The sequence below is a fragment of the Enterobacter sp. EC_64 genome (assembly GCF_019584165.1).
In the GTDB taxonomy this organism is placed as follows: Bacteria; Pseudomonadota; Gammaproteobacteria; order Enterobacterales; family Enterobacteriaceae; genus Enterobacter; species Enterobacter roggenkampii.
In genome coordinates, this window is sequence record NZ_VDAS01000005.1 from 1 (window position 1) to 19,113 (window position 19,113).

The 19,113-nt window shown below is 52.9% G+C and carries 16 protein-coding genes; 7 read left to right on the forward strand and 9 right to left on the reverse strand.

The window, feature by feature from the left end; genetic code table 11:
- Window positions 1-113: 113 nt before the first annotated feature.
- Window positions 114-2,147 carry a methionine--tRNA ligase gene (metG, locus tag FHC52_RS05170; RefSeq protein WP_220419944.1) on the reverse strand — a complete coding sequence of 678 codons (2,034 nt, stop codon included), beginning with the start codon at window positions 2,145-2,147 and terminating at the stop codon, window positions 114-116.
- Window positions 2,148-2,284: 137 nt separating this feature from the next.
- Between metG and apbC the strand changes: the two genes are divergently transcribed.
- Window positions 2,285-3,394 (forward strand): iron-sulfur cluster carrier protein ApbC, encoded by a 1,110-nt coding sequence (gene apbC, locus FHC52_RS05175; RefSeq protein WP_008500889.1) that lies wholly within the window; start codon window positions 2,285-2,287, stop codon window positions 3,392-3,394.
- 95 nt (window positions 3,395-3,489) lie between these two features.
- Here the strand turns inward: apbC and FHC52_RS05180 are convergent, their stop codons facing one another.
- Window positions 3,490-3,975, reverse strand: coding sequence for a GNAT family N-acetyltransferase (locus FHC52_RS05180; RefSeq protein ID WP_220419945.1), 486 nt, complete (start codon window positions 3,973-3,975; stop codon window positions 3,490-3,492).
- Window positions 3,920-4,252: an RcnB family protein gene (locus tag FHC52_RS05185; protein WP_008500887.1), complete on the reverse strand. Its 333-nt coding sequence runs from the start codon at window positions 4,250-4,252 to the stop codon at window positions 3,920-3,922. The genes FHC52_RS05180 and FHC52_RS05185 overlap by 56 nt, the downstream gene beginning before the upstream one ends.
- A 488-nt stretch (window positions 4,253-4,740) precedes the next feature.
- On the opposite strand from FHC52_RS05185, the gene FHC52_RS05190 reads away from it, so the two are divergent.
- From FHC52_RS05190 to FHC52_RS05205, 4 genes are all read left to right on the forward strand, one after another.
- On the forward strand, window positions 4,741-5,877 hold the full coding sequence (locus FHC52_RS05190; protein WP_008500886.1) for a polysaccharide export protein: 1,137 nt from the start codon (window positions 4,741-4,743) through the stop codon (window positions 5,875-5,877).
- 2 nt (window positions 5,878-5,879) lie between these two features.
- Window positions 5,880-6,311 (forward strand): protein-tyrosine-phosphatase, encoded by a 432-nt coding sequence (locus FHC52_RS05195; RefSeq protein ID WP_021241484.1) that lies wholly within the window; start codon window positions 5,880-5,882, stop codon window positions 6,309-6,311.
- Window positions 6,312-6,328: 17 nt separating this feature from the next.
- Entirely contained in the window at window positions 6,329-8,509 is a 2,181-nt protein-coding gene (locus FHC52_RS05200) for a polysaccharide biosynthesis tyrosine autokinase (protein WP_220419946.1), read from the forward strand.
- 76 nt (window positions 8,510-8,585) lie between these two features.
- Window positions 8,586-9,101 carry a protein disulfide oxidoreductase gene (locus tag FHC52_RS05205; RefSeq protein WP_087449642.1) on the forward strand — a complete coding sequence of 172 codons (516 nt, stop codon included), beginning with the start codon at window positions 8,586-8,588 and terminating at the stop codon, window positions 9,099-9,101.
- Between the two features lie 36 nt (window positions 9,102-9,137).
- Here FHC52_RS05205 and FHC52_RS05210 read toward each other — a convergent pair whose 3' ends face one another.
- The 3 genes from FHC52_RS05210 to FHC52_RS05220 all read right to left on the reverse strand — a co-directional run bounded on the left by FHC52_RS05210 (window position 9,138) and on the right by FHC52_RS05220 (window position 13,340).
- A complete protein-coding gene (locus FHC52_RS05210; RefSeq protein WP_220419947.1) occupies window positions 9,138-10,604 on the reverse strand; it encodes an aspartate aminotransferase family protein in 1,467 nt (488 codons plus the stop codon).
- Between the two features lie 18 nt (window positions 10,605-10,622).
- Complete coding sequence (locus FHC52_RS05215) at window positions 10,623-11,999, reverse strand: diaminobutyrate--2-oxoglutarate transaminase (RefSeq protein ID WP_014884533.1); 1,377 nt, start codon at window positions 11,997-11,999, stop codon at window positions 10,623-10,625.
- A 333-nt stretch (window positions 12,000-12,332) separates the two neighbouring features.
- Window positions 12,333-13,340 carry a LacI family DNA-binding transcriptional regulator gene (locus FHC52_RS05220; protein WP_220419948.1) on the reverse strand — a complete coding sequence of 336 codons (1,008 nt, stop codon included), beginning with the start codon at window positions 13,338-13,340 and terminating at the stop codon, window positions 12,333-12,335.
- A 238-nt stretch (window positions 13,341-13,578) separates the two neighbouring features.
- Here FHC52_RS05220 and FHC52_RS05225 point away from each other — a divergent pair, with 238 nt between their 5' ends.
- Window positions 13,579-14,820: an MFS transporter gene (locus FHC52_RS05225; protein ID WP_220419949.1), complete on the forward strand. Its 1,242-nt coding sequence runs from the start codon at window positions 13,579-13,581 to the stop codon at window positions 14,818-14,820.
- 15 nt (window positions 14,821-14,835) lie between these two features.
- Window positions 14,836-16,269 carry a glycoside hydrolase family 32 protein gene (locus FHC52_RS05230; protein ID WP_220419950.1) on the forward strand — a complete coding sequence of 478 codons (1,434 nt, stop codon included), beginning with the start codon at window positions 14,836-14,838 and terminating at the stop codon, window positions 16,267-16,269.
- 84 nt (window positions 16,270-16,353) lie between these two features.
- On the opposite strand, the gene FHC52_RS05235 is transcribed toward FHC52_RS05230, so the two are convergent.
- The 3 genes from FHC52_RS05235 to FHC52_RS05245 form a co-directional block, all read right to left on the reverse strand.
- Entirely contained in the window at window positions 16,354-16,815 is a 462-nt protein-coding gene (locus tag FHC52_RS05235) for a hypothetical protein (RefSeq protein WP_126289256.1), read from the reverse strand.
- Between the two features lie 212 nt (window positions 16,816-17,027).
- A complete protein-coding gene (locus FHC52_RS05240) occupies window positions 17,028-18,035 on the reverse strand; it encodes a YadA C-terminal domain-containing protein (protein ID WP_126289254.1) in 1,008 nt (335 codons plus the stop codon).
- A 588-nt stretch (window positions 18,036-18,623) separates the two neighbouring features.
- Window positions 18,624-19,109: a type VI secretion system tube protein TssD gene (locus FHC52_RS05245; protein WP_126289252.1), complete on the reverse strand. Its 486-nt coding sequence runs from the start codon at window positions 19,107-19,109 to the stop codon at window positions 18,624-18,626.
- Between the last annotated feature and the right edge of the window lie 4 nt (window positions 19,110-19,113).

Sequence of the window (19,113 nt, forward strand, 5' to 3'; positions counted from 1 at the left end):
GAACAAACGCACGAACAGCAGATGGAATTGCTAGAGTAGAAACAGGAAGGAAACAATAGCCCCCCTTACAGGGGGCATTCTAGAAAGCCACCTTCTAAGAAGGTGGTCTTTTACTATTTCACCTGCTGGCCCGGCTTCGCGCCTTCGTCAGGGCTTAACAGGAAGATATCTTTCCCGCCAGGGCCTGCGGCCATCACCATCCCCTCAGAGATGCCGAAGCGCATTTTGCGCGGCGCCAGGTTCGCCACCATCACGGTCTGACGGCCGATCAGCACCTGCGGATCCGGATAGGCAGAGCGGATCCCGGAGAAGACGTTGCGCTTCTCGCCGCCCAGATCCAGCGTCAGGCGCAGCAGCTTGTCAGAGCCGTCCACGAACTCCGCGTTCTCGATCAGCGCCACGCGCAGGTCGACTTTGGCGAAATCGTCAAAGGTAATGGTTTCCTGAATCGGATCGTCCGCCAGCGGGCCGGTGACCGGTGCCGCAGCTGCCTTCACCTCTTCTTTAGAGGCTTCCACCAGCGCTTCAACCTGCTTCATCTCGATGCGGTTGTACAGCGCTTTGAAGGTGTTGACCTTGTGACCGAGCAGCGGCTGCTGAATAGCATCCCAGGTCAGTTCGGTGTTCAGGAACGCTTCAGCACGGGCTGCCAGCTGTGGCAGAACCGGCTTCAGCCAGGTCATCAGCACGCGGAACATGTTCAGACCCATGGTGCAGATCGCCTGCAGGTCGGCGTCACGGCCTTCCTGTTTCGCGACCACCCACGGGGCCTGCTCGTCCACATAGCGGTTGGCAACATCGGCCAGCGCCATGATTTCGCGGATCGCTTTACCGAATTCACGGCTTTCCCAGGCTTCGCCAACCGCAGCGGCGGCATCGGTGAAGGTTTTATACAGCGCCGGATCGGCCAGTTCGGCAGAAAGCACGCCGTCAAAACGCTTGGCGATGAAGCCCGCGTTACGTGACGCCAGGTTCACCACCTTGTTGACGATGTCCGCATTCACGCGCTGCACGAAATCTTCCAGGTTCAGGTCGATATCGTCGATGCGGGAAGAGAGCTTCGCGGTGTAGTAGTAGCGCAGGCTGTCCGCGTCGAAGTGGTTCAGCCAGGTGCTGGCCTTGATGAACGTCCCGCGGGACTTGGACATCTTGGCGCCGTTAACCGTCACGTAGCCATGAACAAACAGGTTGGTTGGCTTGCGGAAGTTGCTGCCTTCCAGCATGGCCGGCCAGAACAGGCTGTGGAAGTAAACGATGTCTTTACCGATGAAGTGGTACAGCTCGGCAGTGGAGTCTTTCTTCCAGTAATCGTCGAAGCTTACGGTATCGCCACGCTTGTCGCACAGGTTCTTAAAGGAGCCCATGTAGCCGATTGGCGCGTCCAGCCAGACGTAGAAGTATTTGCCCGGCGCGTTCGGGATTTCGAAGCCAAAGTACGGCGCATCGCGGGAGATATCCCACTGCTGCAGGCCGGATTCGAACCACTCCTGCATCTTGTTCGCTACCTGCTCCTGCAGCGCGCCGCTGCGGGTCCATGCCTGCAGCATTTCGCTGAAGGACGGCAGGTCGAAGAAGAAGTGCTCGGAGTCACGCATCACAGGCGTGGCGCCGGAAACCACGGATTTCGGCTCGATAAGCTCGGTCGGGCTGTAGGTCGCGCCGCACACTTCGCAGTTATCGCCGTACTGGTCCGGGGATTTACATTTCGGACAGGTGCCTTTGACGAAGCGGTCCGGCAGGAACATGCCTTTTTCCGGATCGTACAGCTGAGAGATGGTGCGGTTTTTGATAAAACCGTTCTCTTTCAGACGGGTGTAGATCAGCTCCGACAGCTCGCGGTTTTCGTCGCTGTGCGTGGAGTGATAGTTGTCATAGCTGATGTCAAAGCCAGCAAAATCGGTCTGATGCTCATGACTCATTTCGGCAATCATCTGCTCCGGGGAGATCCCCAGCTGCTGCGCTTTCAGCATGATCGGCGTGCCGTGGGCATCGTCCGCACAGATGAAGTTAACCTCGTGGCCGCGCATTCGCTGGTAACGGACCCAGACATCAGCCTGGATATGCTCCAGCATGTGGCCGAGGTGGATTGAGCCGTTGGCGTACGGCAGTGCGCACGTTACCAGAATTTTTTTCGCGACTTGAGTCATAGTAGGCATTACTTCTTTTAACTGTGAAAAGGGTTTTTGATATTACCAAAAGGGGCATTATTAAGTAAGCACAAACCACGGCCTTTCAGGTAAACTTGTTCATCTAAGGTCTTATTCACAAGAACAAAGGAGTCGGGATGAGTTCTCAATCCCAGGCCAAATCACCGGAAGCCTTACGAGCAATGGTCGCCGGGACGCTGGCTAACTTTCAGCATCCAACCCTGAAGCACAATCTCACTACGCTGAAAGCGTTACACCACGTTGCCTGGCTGGACGACACGCTGCACGTTGAGCTGCAGATGCCGTTCGTCTGGACCAGCGCCTTTGACGCGCTGAAAGAGCAGACCAGCGCCGAGCTGCTGCGCATTACCGGCGCGAAGGCGATCGACTGGAAGCTGAGCCACAGCATCGCCACGCTGAAGCGCGTGAAAAACCAGCCTGGCGTCAACGGCGTGAAAAACATCATTGCCGTCAGCTCGGGCAAGGGCGGGGTGGGGAAATCCTCTACCGCCGTAAACCTGGCGCTGGCGCTGGCAGCGGAAGGGGCAAAGGTCGGTATTCTTGATGCCGACATCTACGGCCCGTCTATTCCAAACATGCTGGGCGCGGAAAACCAGCGTCCAACCTCGCCCGATGGGACCCACATGGCGCCGATCATGGCGCACGGTCTGGCGACCAACTCCATCGGTTACCTGGTGACTGATGATAACGCCATGGTCTGGCGCGGCCCGATGGCCAGCAAAGCGCTGCTGCAGATGCTGCAGGAGACGATGTGGCCGGATCTGGATTATCTGGTGCTGGACATGCCGCCGGGGACCGGTGACATCCAGCTCACGCTGGCGCAAAACATTCCGGTGACGGGAGCCGTTGTGGTGACCACGCCGCAGGATATCGCGCTGATCGACGCCAAAAAAGGCATCGTAATGTTCGAGAAGGTGGAAGTGCCGGTGCTCGGTATCGTAGAGAACATGAGCATGCACATCTGCAGCAACTGCGGTCACCACGAACCTATCTTCGGTACGGGTGGCGCAGAAAAACTGGCCGCGAAGTATCACACCCAACTGCTGGGACAGATGCCGCTGCACATTACCCTGCGCGAAGATCTGGATAGCGGCAAGCCGACGGTGGTCAGCCGTCCGGACAGCGAATTTGCAGAGATGTATCGTCAGCTGGCCGGTCGCGTTGCGGCGCAGCTTTACTGGCAGGGCGAAGTGATCCCGGGCGAAATCGCGTTCCGCGCGGTGTAACGCCTTCGCGTTGAATTGCCGGGTGGCGCTTCGCTTACCCGGCCTACAACTGGCACTATCACGTAGGTCGGGTAAGGCGAAGCCGCCACCCGACTTTAACCCAACCGATAGTGCATCAAATAATACTCTCCCTCCGGAGACTCCCCCGTCGCCTCAATGTGCCAGCCGTGCCGCTGGTAAAACGCGACAGCACGCGCATTCTTCACCAGACACTTAAGCGAACCCGTACTGGTAAATGTCTTCTGCACCTGTTCCAGGAGCATTTTCCCGACGCCGTGGCTTTGATACTGCGGGTCAACAAAGAGGTTGTGCAGAAAATTATCGTTCGTCCAGACGGAGGCAAAACCCAGGCGATGGCCGTTCTGCGTGGCAACCCAAATCACTTCGTCACGAGTGGCCGCGTCAAAGTCTTCAAGCTGCCAGTCTGAACTGTCCAGCCATGGCCAGGCTTCACGCCGGGCGTGGAGGAAGAGCGTGCGCAGGAAAGGGCGATCGCTTTCCTGCCAGGGGCGGATCAGGATGGTATTAGCGGTGATAGAAAATATCTCCGTTATAGGCTTTGTAGATTTTGCCGTCCGCATCGCCGATCAGCACGTAGTTCTCACCCATGTAGGTCCAGTGGGTTCCGGCATCCGGAGCCGGCAGGTTACGCAGCTGGTACTGTTTGATGGTGTACTCCGGCGTTTGATACTGCGCCGGCGCCGTGTCGCCAATCTTGAATTTCGTGAAGTCAGCGATGAACTCTTGTTCTTCATAGGCCTTGATGCCGGAGGGTGCAGCGGCCGTTTGCGGGGCAGAGAATGCGGATCCTGCCAGAGACAGTAATACACCCAGAAGCAGCAGTTTACGCTTAGCCATTTTTTCTCCAGTGATATCGTTACAGATACTTTTCGTCTGCGGGACGTCGAAAGCGAAGCAGACAGTCCATTTTAAGTATCAACGCAGGGTATGTTTGAAAAAAAATGTAACAAAAGTGGACGGTTTTGTGTAGCCCAATTGCGTGATGTTTATCAGTATCGGGAATATTGTCGATGCATTATATTTTTAATATTTATCATTTCATTAATTAATTCTGAAAATAACTTTCCATATCAAAGTTAGAAAGCGAGGCGAATGCTTTCTCTCTGAAGAGCATTTAATATTGCCTCCGGATGAAGCGTGCTGACATCCGTTTTTTTAACCAGGTCGAGTATAGGATCTGTTTTTTAAAGCGCGGGTGAGGTGTGTTTTATAAGGACAGGAAGTTCATCTCTCATAAGCATAATTGATTACATTTCATGGGGTTGGATTGGGTCTTTTTACAGGCTTAACGATAAACGCAACGTTAAAAAGAAATATTTATATTAATGAAAAGTACAACTGCATTTTCGCTGTTATTTCTCAGTATTAGTCAGTTAACAGGGTGTGTTTTTTCACCTGGTCAGAACTTAAGTGTGTCAGGTAAGAAAGTTATTTCGGCGGAAGAGGCAAATTATCAGCTTGATAAGCGCGTGGAAATTTTTCCGCTGACCCCGGAGTGGATTGAAAAACTGCGCCCGCCCGTGTCGAAATCTCAGGCAAATCCTAATCTGGACAAGCAGATCAAAAACTGGGAATACCGTATTGGTGCAGGCGACATCCTGACGGTCACCGTCTGGGATCACCCTGAATTAACAACGCCCGCAGGACAATATCGTAGCGCGAGCGATACAGGCAACTGGGTCAACGCTGACGGTACGCTCTTTTATCCCTATGTCGGTAAACTGCGGGTGGCAGGAAAAACGGTTTCACAGGTACGTGAAGAGATTACGGCTCGACTGGATAGCGTCATTGAGAGCCCGCAGGTGGACGTCAGCGTAGCCTCCTTCCGTTCACAAAAAGCCTACGTCACCGGAGAGGTGGAAAAATCGGGTCAACAGCCGATAACCAATATTCCGCTGACGGTGATGGATGCGATTAACGCCGCAGGTGGGCTCTCGGCGGATGCCGACTGGCGTAACGTCGTGCTCACACACAATGGACAGGACGCCCACCTCTCACTCTATGCCCTGATGCAGCATGGCGATTTGACCCAAAATAAGCTGCTTTATCCTGGCGATATCCTGTTTGTTCCCCGGAACGACGCGCTGAAAGTGTTCGTAATGGGCGAGGTGGTGAAACAGAGCACCCTTAAGATGGATCGTAGCGGCATGACGTTGGCCGAGGCCCTGGGCAATGCCGGGGGGCTTAACCAAAATATGGCCGATGCAACCGGCATTTTTGTTATTCGCCAGGTATCGAAAAAAGGTGACACCGACAAAATCGCCAATATCTATCAGCTGAATGCGGAAGATGCTTCAGCCATGGTGCTGGGTACGGAATTCCAGCTTGAGCCGTATGACATTGTCTACGTCACCACGGCACCGCTATCGCGCTGGAATCGCGTGATCTCCCAACTGGTGCCCACCATCAGCGGCGTACATGACCTGACCGAAACCGTTCGTAACATCAGATCGTGGCCGTAGTCATGTTCCATTCAATCTTAGTGGTCTGCACCGGCAATATTTGCCGCTCACCCATTGGTGAGCGGCTATTGCGTCAGCAATTACCCGGCAGGCAGGTTACCTCTGCAGGTATTTTCGGACTAGAAGGACGCCCGGCGGATGCGAGTGCGCAGGCTGTGGCCTTGCGTCACGGCCTTTCGCTGGAGGGGCACGTTGCCCGCAGGGTGACGTGCAGTCTGTTGCAACAGTCCGACTTGATTCTGGTGATGGAGCCGGAACACCTTCGTTTTATTGCCACAATGGCCCCGGAGAACCGGGGAAAATCGCTGCTATTTGGACAATGGCTGGAAACCCAGGACATTCCCGACCCGTATCGCAAAAGCCGTGAAGCCTTTGAATATGTTTTCGGGCAATTGGGGAAAGCCAGTCAGGAATGGGCTCGTCGTTTGAGTTAACAAGGAATGAAGCCGTAATGTCGTCTTCTAAATCAGACAAATATAGTGCTGCGACACCGCAGAATAACGAAATGGATCTCATTCAGTTGCTTGCTGAGATGTTCGATCACCGGGTAATGATCGCGTGTGTTACGCTTCTGTTCACGGTATGTGCGGGGATCTACGCCTTCAGCGTCACCCCGGTTTATCAGGCTGATGCCCTGGTGCAGGTCGAAGCGAAGCAGGGCAACGCGCTGCTCAAGAACCTGACCTCGCTCAGATCCGATCTCTCACCCGATGTCGCTCCAGAACTTTTACTCCTTAAATCACGGATGGTCCTCGGACAGACCGTTGATCGGTTAGGGCTGACCTACGAGGTTAATAGGCGCTTGTTCCCCGTCATTGGGGCTTTCTGGGAGCACGTTCACGGGCGCAACCCCGCTGAAATCACGATTGGCTCGCTGAATATTCCGTCTGTGGAGGGGGATCCACAAACGCTTTTACTCACTGTTCTCGAGCAAGGGCGATATCGTCTTGAGGGACAAACGCTTGAGGCAGAAGGCATTGTTGGAAAAGCGCTACTTAAAGAGGGCGTCTCTCTTCTGGTGACCTCCCTCAATGCGGCACCGGGAACCCAGTTTACCCTCAACATCGTTACCAGGCTTGAGGCGATCAACGCCATTCAGAGCAGACTGACGGTTGTGGAGTCGTCGAAACAGAGTGGAATGATCGCCTTAACGTTAACGGGTGACGATCCCGGCAAGACCGCTACGGTACTTAATACGATTGCCGAAAATTTTCTCAGCCAGAACATTGCGCGCCAGGAAGCTAAAGATTCCCGTAGCCTCACGTTCTTACAGGATCAGTTACCTAAAATCAGTCGCGAACTGGATGAAGCCGAGGCGCGACTGAATGCTTATCGAGAGCAAAGCGATTCGGTCGATTTATCTCTTGAGGCAAAGTCGGTTCTTGATCAGGTGGTTAACGTGGAAAATCAGCTTAACGAGCTGACGTTTCGCGAGGCAGAGGTCTCTCAGCTGTTCAAAAAGGACCATCCCACCTACCGTGCTTTACTGGAGAAAAAACAAACGCTTGAGCGGGAACGCGCGCGCCTGTATAGCCGCGTCTCCTCCATGCCATCCACGCAGCAGGAAATATTACGCCTGAGTCGTGATGTTGAATCCGGGCGCGCCGTATACATGCAGTTACTGACGCGTCAGCAAGAGCTGAGCATCTCGCGCTCCAGCGCTATCGGGAATGTGCGGATCATAGACCCGGCGGTGACGCAGCCTGCCCCAGTCAAACCGCGCAAAGCCCTCATCATTCTGTTTGGTATGATGATAGGGCTGCTCCTCTCTGCCGGAACGGTTTTAGTGCGTTCCGCCTTCAAGCGGGGCATTACCTCGTCAGAACAACTGGAAGAGTTCGGGATGCCGCTGCTGGTAACGCTTCCGCGCTCGGTATGGTTATGGAAAAAAACGCACCTGCGCAGGAGAAACCTGTTTACTTCCCACTGGAAGCACAGGATATCCAACGTGCCTTTCCTGCCCATTGACCGCCCGGCTGATACGTTTGTCGAGGCGATGCGTGGGCTGCGCACCAGTTTGCATTTTACCATGATGGATACCGCAAACCGGGTTGTCGTGGTGTCTGGCCCCACGCAGGACTGCGGAAAGACGCTGGTCAGTACTTCACTGGCGTCGATTGTGGCACAGGCCGGACAGCGGGTGCTGTTTATTGATGCGGATATGCGTAAAGGGTATGTCCACAATGTGTTCAGGCTGAACAATCATCGGGGGTTGTCCTGCGTGCTCGACGGAACCGTTGGGTGGCAGGAGGCGGTTCAACGCTTTGAGAAAGGCGGTTTTGATGTACTGACCTGCGGACCTCAACCTACGCATCCCGTTGACCTGCTCATGAGTGAACGCTTCCAGGATGTGATGGCGCAGATTGAAAAGCGGTATGACATCGTGATTATCGACACTCCACCTGTGCTTGCCGTGACGGATGCTTTGCTGATCGCCAGAGCAGCAGCCACTACGCTGCTGGTCGCCCGCTTTGGTAAAACCAGCGTGAAAGAGATCGAGACCAGCCTTAAGCGTATGGAACGGATGAACGTGAAGGTGAATGGCGTGATCCTTAATGACATTGTGAAATCGGCGGCGCTCTATTACAACTCGGGGTATAGCGCTTACGACTATGGCTATACCCGGGAGTAACCCTGACGCGACATTTCTTTACAGCGTGATGGTGTATTGCCCGTTAAGATGACCTTCGTTAAAACACGAGGTCACAATGGATAACCGCAAATCCAATCGACTGCGCCGCTGGGCGCGGGAAGGGGTAATACTCGTTCTGCTGACGCTGGCCGTGGCGTGGGGAGTTGATCAATACCGAAAACCGACACTCCCCGCCAGTTTTAGTGCAACGCCGATGACGAGCATCGACGGAAAAATGCATGATATTGCGGCGCTCAGCCAGGAGCGTCCGCTGCTGATCTACGTCTGGGCGACCTGGTGCAGCATTTGCCGTTACACCACGCCTGCGGTTAATCAGCTGGCAGAAGAGGGCGGGAACGTGGTGAGTATCGCCATGCGCTCTGGTGATAACGCAAAGCTTGCACGCTGGGTTGACAAGAAACAGCTTAAAATGCCGGTGATAAACGATGAAAACGGTGCGCTGTCGCAGGCGTGGCAGGTGAGCGTGACGCCGACGTTAGTCATTGTATCGAAGGGGAACGTGGTCAGTACCACAACGGGCTGGACGAGCTACTGGGGATTAAAAATCAGGATGTGGTGGGCGGGCTTATAAGAATAACCCCTCTCCCGGCGGAAGAGGGGTTTTGTATTACTTAGCCAGAACTTCCTGCGCGGTGCGCTCAACCAGAGACAGCAGGATTTTGATATCTTCCAGCGTCACGGTTGGGTTCAGCAGCGTCAGCTTCAGGCAGGTCACGCCGTTATGCTCGGTCACGCCGACGTTTGCACGGCCGGATTCCAGCAGCGCATCACCAATTTTCTGGTTCAGCAGGGCGATACCGGCATCATCTGCCTGCACCTCGCCACGGAAGCGGAACAGCACGCTTGCCAGCTGCGGCTGCATAACCAGTTCCAGCGCAGGCTGCGCTTTCACGTACGCCGCAACCTGCTGTGCCAGGGTCACGCCGTGATCGATGATCGCCGCGTATTGCTCCTGACCCAGCGCTTCCAGGCTCATCCACAGCTTCAGCGCGTCGAAACGACGGGTGGTCTGCAGCGATTTGGACACCAGGTTCGGCACGCCGGCTTCTTCGTCGAACTCAGAGTTCAGGTAAGCCGCCTGATAGCGCATCAGCTCATAGTGGCGCGCCTCTTTCAGCAGGAACGCGCCGCAGCTGATGGTCTGGAAGAACTGCTTGTGGAAGTCCAGGGTGACGGAATCCACCAGCTCAATGCCGTCCAGGTAGTGACGATACTGCTCAGACATCAGCAGCGCGCCGCCCCAGGCCGCATCAACGTGTACCCAGATGTTCTGCTTCGCCGCCAGTTCAGCAATGGCGCGCAGCGGATCGATAGCACCGGCATCGGTGGTACCTGCCGTCGCGACGATCGCCAGAATCTGCTCGCCGTTCGCATTGCAATGCTCAATTTTCGCTGCCAGATCGGTCAGATCCATGCGGGAGAATTCGTCCGTTTTCACCTGCACTACGGATTGGTAGCCCAGGCCCATCAGCGCCATGTTTTTCTGCACGGAGAAGTGCGCATTTTCGGAGCACAGTACGCGGATCTTACGCAGATCGCCTACCAGGCCGTCCTGCTGAACGGAGTGACCCTGACGCGCAAAGAACGCATCGCGCGCCAGCATCAGGCCCATCAGGTTGCTCTGGGTTCCGCCGCTGGTGAAGACACCGGCGTCGCCAGCCTGATAACCCACGCGGGTACGCAGCCACTCGATCAGTTTGATCTCAATGATGGTTGCGGACGGGCTTTGATCCCAGGAGTCCATACTCTGGTTAGTGGCGTTGATCAGCACTTCCGCCGCCTGGCTTACAACCAGGCTTGGGCAGTGCAGGTGCGCCACACACTGCGGGTGATGAACGGACAGGCTGTCTTTCAGGAAGAACTCGACGGCGCGTTCAATCGCCGCTTCGTTGCCCAGCCCTTTCGGGGTGAAATCCAGCTTAATACGGTCGCGCAGTTCCGCGACCGTTTTGCCCTGGTACATCTCAGGCTGTTTCAGCCACTGCATCACAGCCTGAGTGCTTTGTTCAATCGCCTGCTGGTAAGCTTCAATGCTCTGCGCAGAGGAGAACAAAATTGGGTTTGAATCAGACATCGTAATCAACAACTCCGGTTACGCCGGGCGAACGCCCGCAGCAAGCAGTGCCTGCTCGAATTTATCCAGGAAGATCTTCAGCTCTTCATCGCTGATCAGCAGTGAAGGCAGCAGACGCAGAACGATACCGTTACGACCACCGCGCTCCAGAATCAGACCGGCTTCGAAGCACTTCTTCTGAATCAGTGCAGACAGCTCGCCGTCGCCCGGGAAGCAGCCCATGTGGTCAGCGGCTTCGTGTGGCTTAACGATCTCAATACCGATCATCATGCCCAGACCGCGAACGTGACCAATCACCGGGTAGCGCTTCGCCATCTCTTTCAGCTGGCCTTTCAGCCATTCGCCCTGTGCAGCCACTTTGCCTGCGATGTTCTGGTCTTTCAGGATTTTCAGCGTCGTCAGACCGGTTGCCATCGCCAGCTGGTTGCCGCGGAAGGTACCGGTGTGGTGACCTGGCGCCCACGCATCAAACTGTTTTTTGATACCGAGCACGGCCAGCGGCAGACCGCCACCGACGGCTTTAGACATCACGATGATGTCTGGCTCAATGCCTGCGTGTTCGAAGGCGAAGAATTTACCGGTACGGGCAAAGCCAGCCTGAACTTCGTCGAGGATCAGCAGAATGCCGTGTTCCTGAGTGACTTTACGGATGCGCTGCAGCCACTCAGCCGGAGCCGGGTTCACGCCACCTTCGCCCTGAACCGCTTCCAGGATCACCGCAGCAGGCTTACGCACGCCGCTTTCAACGTCGTTGATCAGGTTATCGAAGTAGTAAGTCAGCGCTTTCACGCCCGCTTCACCACCGATACCCAGCGGGCAGCGGTATTCGTGCGGGTAAGGCATGAACTGGACTTCTGGCATCATACCGTCAACCGCTTCTTTCGGAGACAGGTTGCCGGTCACGGACAGTGCGCCGTGGGTCATGCCGTGGTAACCACCAGAGAAGCTGATGATACCGCTACGGCCGGTCACTTTTTTCGCCAGCTTCAGCGCCGCTTCAACGGCGTCAGCACCGGATGGACCGGTGAACTGCAGGCAGTACTCTTTGCCCTGACCAGGCAGCAGAGAGAGCAGGTATTCGGAAAACGCGTCTTTCAGAGGCGTCGTCAGATCCAGAGTATGTAACGGCAAGCCGCTGGTAATGACATTTTGGATGCTTTTCAGCACATCAGGATGGTTATGGCCAAGCGCAAGGGTCCCTGCGCCTGCTAAACAGTCAAGGTATTCTTTATTATCTGCATCGGTGATCCACACGCCTTCTGCTTTAGTGATGGCTAAAGGCAGTTTACGCGGATAACTCCTGACGTTAGATTCAAACTCGGCCTGACGGGCCAGATAGGTTTCGTTGCTTTTGTGGGCATCTACGGTGTCAATACGGACTTTATCCGTCATCATATCACTCCTACAACCGCCGCTTCGTTATGAGCCACGATTGAATAAAAAGTTAAAAAACAGATGGGGGCCTGAAAAAAACGCCGCCAATATAGAGCCTTTTGCCACGGGGCTCAATGGTTAATTTGTTTACTGTTTTGTGACACGGGGCTGTAACGAGGAAATATCCCCATTTTTAAAATGAAAATTGCATTTTATGCCAAATAAAAACAGCGCGTTACAGGCCGTTTACCCGGTGTGTAAAGTCACAGAAAAGAGTGTGACAAATCGTGCCATCGAACGGCATAAAAGGAGGGTGACGCTTCCTGTTTCTGCGTCCTGGGCAAAAAACGGCGGTTACGTTGCATGCGCAACGGAATCACGCGGTAAAAAAGGACTTTCTACGCGCGTGGTTTCCTGATGTTCTTCACCGTTAATAATATGCAGGGCGCTCAGGCGACCAATTTCATAGTGCGGCAGTTGAACCGTCGAGAGAGGCGGCAGGAACAACTCCCCAATGCCCACCATATTGTCATAGCCGATAACGGCGACATCTTCCGGTATGCGAAGTCCTTGTGCCAGTAGCGTCTGATAGACCATAAACGCGATACGATCGTTGCCGCAGATAACCGCGTCGAACCGGGGAATACCATTCTGCATGTGCGCCAGCAACACGGCCGGAATGTCACGATAGTGCTCATCGCCGAGTGCCATATAGCTGTGCGCCAGGCCGTCCGGATCGAGCCCCGCTTCACGGCATGCACGTTCCAGCCCCTGACGACGTCGGGTTGTGGCCAGATGCCCCTTAGGCAAATGCAGGCAGAGAGGGCGTCGATAACCCTCCGCGAGTAACGCTTGCACGGCGGTATATTGCCCCTGTTCATCATCGGGAATATAGCTGGCGACCTTTTCGCCGTCACTTTCGCAGTTGGCCAGCACGCAGGGAAGAGTGAGTAATTTGGCCGGGAGAGGAACCTGACGTAACCCCATGGTGGTGTAGATAATTCCGTCAGGCCGATGAGAAAGGAGAAGGTCGACAATGGCGTCCGGGTTGTCATCGGTAAACATATTCATCACGAAGCTGTTCCAGCCGTGCATTCTGGCCGTCTCTTCAATCGACAGCGTGATCTCCACCGAGAAAGGCGTCGTCACCGTATCGAGCGCCAGTACGCCTATGGTTTTAGGCGAGGCATGCGCGCCGCGAATTTTCTTGGCGGACAGATCGGGCACGTAGCTGGTTTGCTCGATAGCCAGCTGAACGCGCGCCAGCGTTTCCGGCTTAAGGCGCTCCGGGCTGTTCAGCGCACGGGAGACCGTCATCAGCGATACGTTAGCCAGCTTTGCGACGTCCTTCAGGGAAGCCATTTTCTTACTCCGTTAATGCTCTGTGTGAAAGGGTATACAACTAAGTCGCTGATGTAAAAGGAAGGCTGATGCACAGACCAGGTCAGGCTTACCTCCGTGATGAATATTTGATCGCGATCTCACTCTCTTAATGTTAACGTTAACTTTCGTGATTAACATCTTATATTTTTACCAAACAGCATGAGAAAGGATAAATGTTAACGTTACCATTGCGTCATTACTCCAACATGAGAATGTCATGATGAAAACGCATCACTCTCACAGCTACCCTTTATTAAGCGCACTACTCTTTTTCTTTTTTGTCACATGGTCATCTTCCGGCTCGTTGCTCTCTATCTGGCTCCATCAGGAGGTGGGGTTAAAGGCAGGGGATACGGGAGTCATCTATGCCGTGCTGTCCGTCTCCGCGCTGTGTGCGCAAATCTGCTACGGCTTCATTCAGGACAAGCTCGGCCTGCGAAAAAACCTGCTCTGGTTTCTGACCTGTCTGCTCATTCTTTCCGGTCCGGCCTTCCTGCTGTTTGGTTATCTGCTGCAAATTAACGTGTTACTCGGCAGTATTTTCGGCGGGGTTTATATCGGGCTGACGTTTAACGGCGGAATAGGGGTCCTGGAGTCCTATACCGAGCGCGTGGCCCGCCAGAGCCAGTTTGAGTTTGGCAAGGCGAGGATGTGGGGATCGCTGGGCTGGGCGGTGGCAACCTTTTTTGCAGGACTCCTGTTCAACATTAATCCGAAGCTGAACTTCGCGGTGGCGAGCTGCGCCGGGCTGGTGTTTTTTATGTTGCTGGCACGCCTCCGGGTCTCTTCCGCGCCGCATGCCATGCAGGAGGCGGTATCCGGCGGTAAGGTCACGCTGGAGGATGCATTGCGCCTGCTGACGCTGCCGCGCTTCTGGGCGCTGGTATTTTTTGTTATCGGCACCTGTATTTATGGCGTCTATGACCAGCAGTTCCCGGTCTATTTCTCCTCACAGTTCCCGACGCTGCAGGAAGGAAACGCCATGTATGGCTATCTCAACTCCTTCCAGGTTTTCCTGGAGGCGGCGGGCATGTTTTGCGCCCCGTGGCTGGTGAATCGCCTCGGTGCGAAAAACGGCCTGATTTTCGCCGGAATGGTGATGGCGATGCGTATGGTGGCATCAGGTCTGGTTGAGGGTCCGGTATTGATCTCCATTACCAAGCTATTGCACGCGGTTGAGCTGCCCGTTTTGCTGGTCTCCATCTTCAAATACAACAGCCTGCATTTTGATAAGCGACTCTCTTCCACCCTCTATCTGGTGGGCTTTGCCTGTACAAGCTCGGTGATTGCCTCGGTGCTGTCGCCGCTGGCAGGTTACAGCTATGAGAAATACGGCTTTGCCCAGTCCTATCTCATCATGGGGCTACTGGTCTTCAGCACCACGTTTATCTCCATCTTCCTGTTGCGCTCGAGTAAGTCCTCTTCTGACCCGCTCATGCCGCAACCTTCCACCATCTGAGCAAAGAGTAGAGAAATGACGTATTCCATTACGAAAGCAGAACAGGAAATTCAGTCCAGACGCGAAGGGCTCAACCTGCGCTGGTATCCCCGTTACCACCTCGCCGCGCGTGCCGGCTGGATGAACGACCCGAATGGACTGGTCTGGTTTGACGGCTGGTATCACGCCTTTTATCAACATCATCCCTATTCGACCCAATGGGGTCCGATGCACTGGGGCCATGCGCGCAGCAAAGATTTAGTTCACTGGGAGCACCTCCCGGTTGCGCTGGCCCCGGAAGGGCCAGACGACAAGGACGGCTGTTTTTCTGGCTCAGCCGTGGTGGATGGCGACATGCTGGCGCTGATCTACACCGGCCACAAATTCCACGGCGATCCCGGCGATGAGGCTAATCTCTACCAGGTTCAGTGCCTGGCAACCAGCCGTGACGGCATCCACTTTGTACGGCACGGGACCGTCATTGACACACCACCTGGACTGCATCACTTCCGCGATCCGAAGGTATGGCGTGAAGGGGAGTGGTGGTACATGGTCGTTGGCGCGCGGGAGGGTGATACGGGCCAGGTGCGTGCGTACCGGTCTGCCGATTTGCGCGAGTGGCAGGACAGGGGCGTGCTCGCGGTGGCTGAAAAAGAGATGGGTTATATGTGGGAATGCCCGGACTTCTTCACTCTCGGTGGGAAACGCGTGCTGATGTTTTCGCCTCAGGGACTCACCGCAGACGGCTTTAAACATCGCAATCTTTTCCAGAGCGGCTATCTGCTAGGTGAATGGCAGCCTGGTCAGCCCTTTGTGCGTGAAGGAGAATTTGTGGAGATGGATTACGGGCATGATTTCTATGCGCCGCAAAGTTTCCTGACGCCGGATGGCCGACGCATCGTCATCGGCTGGCTGGACATGTGGGAATCACCTCTGCCGGAACAGGAGGATGGCTGGGCGGGTATGCTTTCTTTACCGCGCGAGCTGACGCTGAGTGCGGATAACCATCTGCAAATGCGGCCGGCCAGAGAAGTTGAAACCCTGCGCGGGGCGTGGTTCCCCTGGCCAATAAGTACGCTTAATAACCAGCAGATGACGCTAGTGGAACACTGCGATGCGATGGAGGTCATTCTGCAATGGGATTGCACGAACAGCAGCGCGGAGCAATACGGCATTCGTCTCGGCGACGGGCTGCGCCTCTATGTTGATACCCAGATGCAGCGCCTGGTGCTGGAGCGACACTATCCAGAGTATGGCCTGTGCGGGACCCGAAGCGTCGCGGTTGACCTGAACGACGCGCTCTGCCTGCGCCTGTTCTTTGACTGCTCTTCCGTGGAGGTGTTTGTTAACGAGGGGGAAGCGTGCCTCAGCAGCCGTATCTATCCGGATGCCGACTGCCGCGAGCTGGCGTTATTTGCCTGGGCGGGGGGAGCGTCGCTTATTCATGGCGGGGCGTGGCAGTTAGAGTAAATGTGTATTTAGTCACGAGCTAAAATAAAGCCCCATACAAATGGGGCTATGTAAATTTTATGAGGTGGGAGCGTAATGCTAAGATCACATTTTTGATAATTGTGCGTTTACAACTCTCTCTTTTTCGACATCCAGCTGCATAATATAGCTACCCTTGTGCCATGAACCCTTATTTGGCTTCCAGCCTTTCGAAAGCAGATATTCAGCAGCTTCAGAGATTGGCTTATTCATAACGCGATCCGCTTCACCTGAGAATTTTTTTAAATCACCGCTTACTGTGGCCGGCTTGCTATCACAACGACCCGCAGCATCCATCACCTGAGTGCAGCCTTCAGGAAGGTGCCTGCGCGCTGACTGTGCAAGTTGAGCAGCATTCTCCAAAGCCTGTTTTTCAGCAGCAGCGTTAATGGCTGTAGTGCGGTTTTGCTCTGCAATATAACAAGCATCTTTACTCACTCCTTTGCTTTGACAATCCGCCATCCGTTGGGCGGGTGAGGAACACGCAGCAAGAGATAATACAGCCGCTATCATCATTAACTTTTTCATTATTGCCTCAGTAATTACAATTATAAATATAGGTGCCTAACATCAAGCCGATCCATATCCCTAATAAAATAAAAATGAGATACAAAACAGCGGAGATAAAAATGTACTTTGTCATTTTTTTGCGAGCAGCAATGTATTGAGTTATAGCCAGCTGATTAAAACGCATGGGCGAGTTTTTTAGCTCACTGGCATTTTATTTTAATACTCTAGCATCACCATCCGTAAGATGCGGACGCCGCAACAATTTCATCACCGTTGGATGTACCTGATGTAGAGAGGGTAGCGGCTACATTCTCAGCGAACTTATGACGGTAGCCGATAGCATAACCTTGCGCATCTTTAAAGTTGGCAGCACCGACGGCAACCGCGTTATCTGTATCAACGTAATGCAAACCAGCAAGAGAAGCAGCGCCAGCGATACCAGCACGATATTCCTTGCGATCCTCACTCTGCTGATTCTCCAGAGAAGAGAACTTAGCGTTATTTTGACTCTCTAACGCAGTAATACGTGATTCATGATTCGCTAATTGTGCGCTGTGATTCTGAATCGTCGCTTCCTGCGTTTGCTGGCGTGACTGAGCGTTAGCAACAGCAGCTTTATTCGCTGCGGCTACCGTTTGTGCATCTACAGCTAAAGATTGCGCATAAGTGCCCGTATTAAATGCCTGAGTCGCTTTGTCAGAGGCATCCTGAAGGGCTTGATCTTGTCTATTCTGATCGGCGTTGAAAATGCTTTTATCTACCTTACTTGCCAGCGCTTGTGTATTAGCATCTGCTTTGTTGTTCGCATTAATGGCGGTGATTTCGGCATGATCAGCAGCGGCTTTAGCGCCAGTAGCATCAGTAAGCGCTGTATCAGCTTTTGCACCAGCAAGCACAGCATCAGATTCAGCTTTATCTACTCTCGTGTTTGTATCAATGATTGCTTGTCCGTTAGTCATAACGCCTTGTAAAGCTGCGTCAGCTTTATCAGTTGCGCTTTTAATCGCATCATCACGCAATAAATTTTCATCTCGCATGTTGATAATATCAGTGCGATTTTTACCAATATCAACACGATTTGCCTCTTCACGATCTGCATTTTGTTGATTGATTTGGGTTTGAGTCCAGCCCAAAGAATCTACAACATCATCAGTGCTGATCGTTGCCGCGAATGTTGTACCAGAAAACACAATACCAAATACAAAAACAGCGGTAGCTGATGTATTTAAACATTTCATATTAAAGCTCTCATCATCAATACAAGAAAAAATTAGGGCGCTATCCTGGCGGGAAGATACAACGTCTTGTTATATCTGTATTAATTCACGATTAACGTTGAAAATTTAAGTTTGATAACTTATTTCGTAACGTGCAGCAACTATCTATGAATGTGTAATTATGGTTATTGATCTAAATCATAAATCGCATTAATAGCTAATTTAGTTCGTTGTAATAGAAAAGATATTACCTGTTAAATATCAATGACATAAGTTTTTAGTTGGTTTGATTTTATGATGTGTATGAAATAAAAACTCATTAATATTATTTAAGATTCTTGGCGAGGAAAGATGAAAAATAGGCGGAATAGTTAATGTCATTTAATGGATCTCTCTCTGTGTTTTATTATTGAATCCTTCTTATGTTTTGAATGAAAGCAATGCTGAGCCTAACAGTAATCCTGCAGTTTTTTGCTAAAAATATTGTTGTTGAAAACTCAAGCGAAATGTATCTGGATATAAATTTATATGACTTAGTAACAGAATTGTTATACAAAATGGAGAGTCTGAAGGAGGGGCAGGATAGCCCCATGTTTAAAGCTTTTTTTGCTATGCTTGTTTCTTTTCGTTCCACGCATCGGAATGCAAGATATTGCCATCTTTATAAAGGTGAGTGATTTTCTCGTAGGCTAAAGAAATATCTTCCATATGGCCTGTACCCGTAGCCGTTCGGGTATCGTGCATCACAGGGCTAAAGCTAACTACTTTCACACGTTCTAATGTAATGGTGTAGTAAATTTCCTCTTGCCCGCTGTAGTTGATACGATAGAAATTAAACTCAGCGCTTTTAAGAGTCTGCCCCGTTGCAACAGCTTTAAACAGATAGGATGATGAACTGTCAATCTCTTTAGTGAAGTTGAATGAGCAATGTTGTCGGCTTCCTGTCACTTTACCTGTTAAATTGTCTGTAGGAATGATCACGCTATGCTGTAAGCTACGTAGTTCTATGCTTCCATCACGTCCATGAACGTCACAAGATCCCATGATCTGAGATCCACCATCATCTTTTAAAATCAAATGTACTGGTACAGCCATTTTT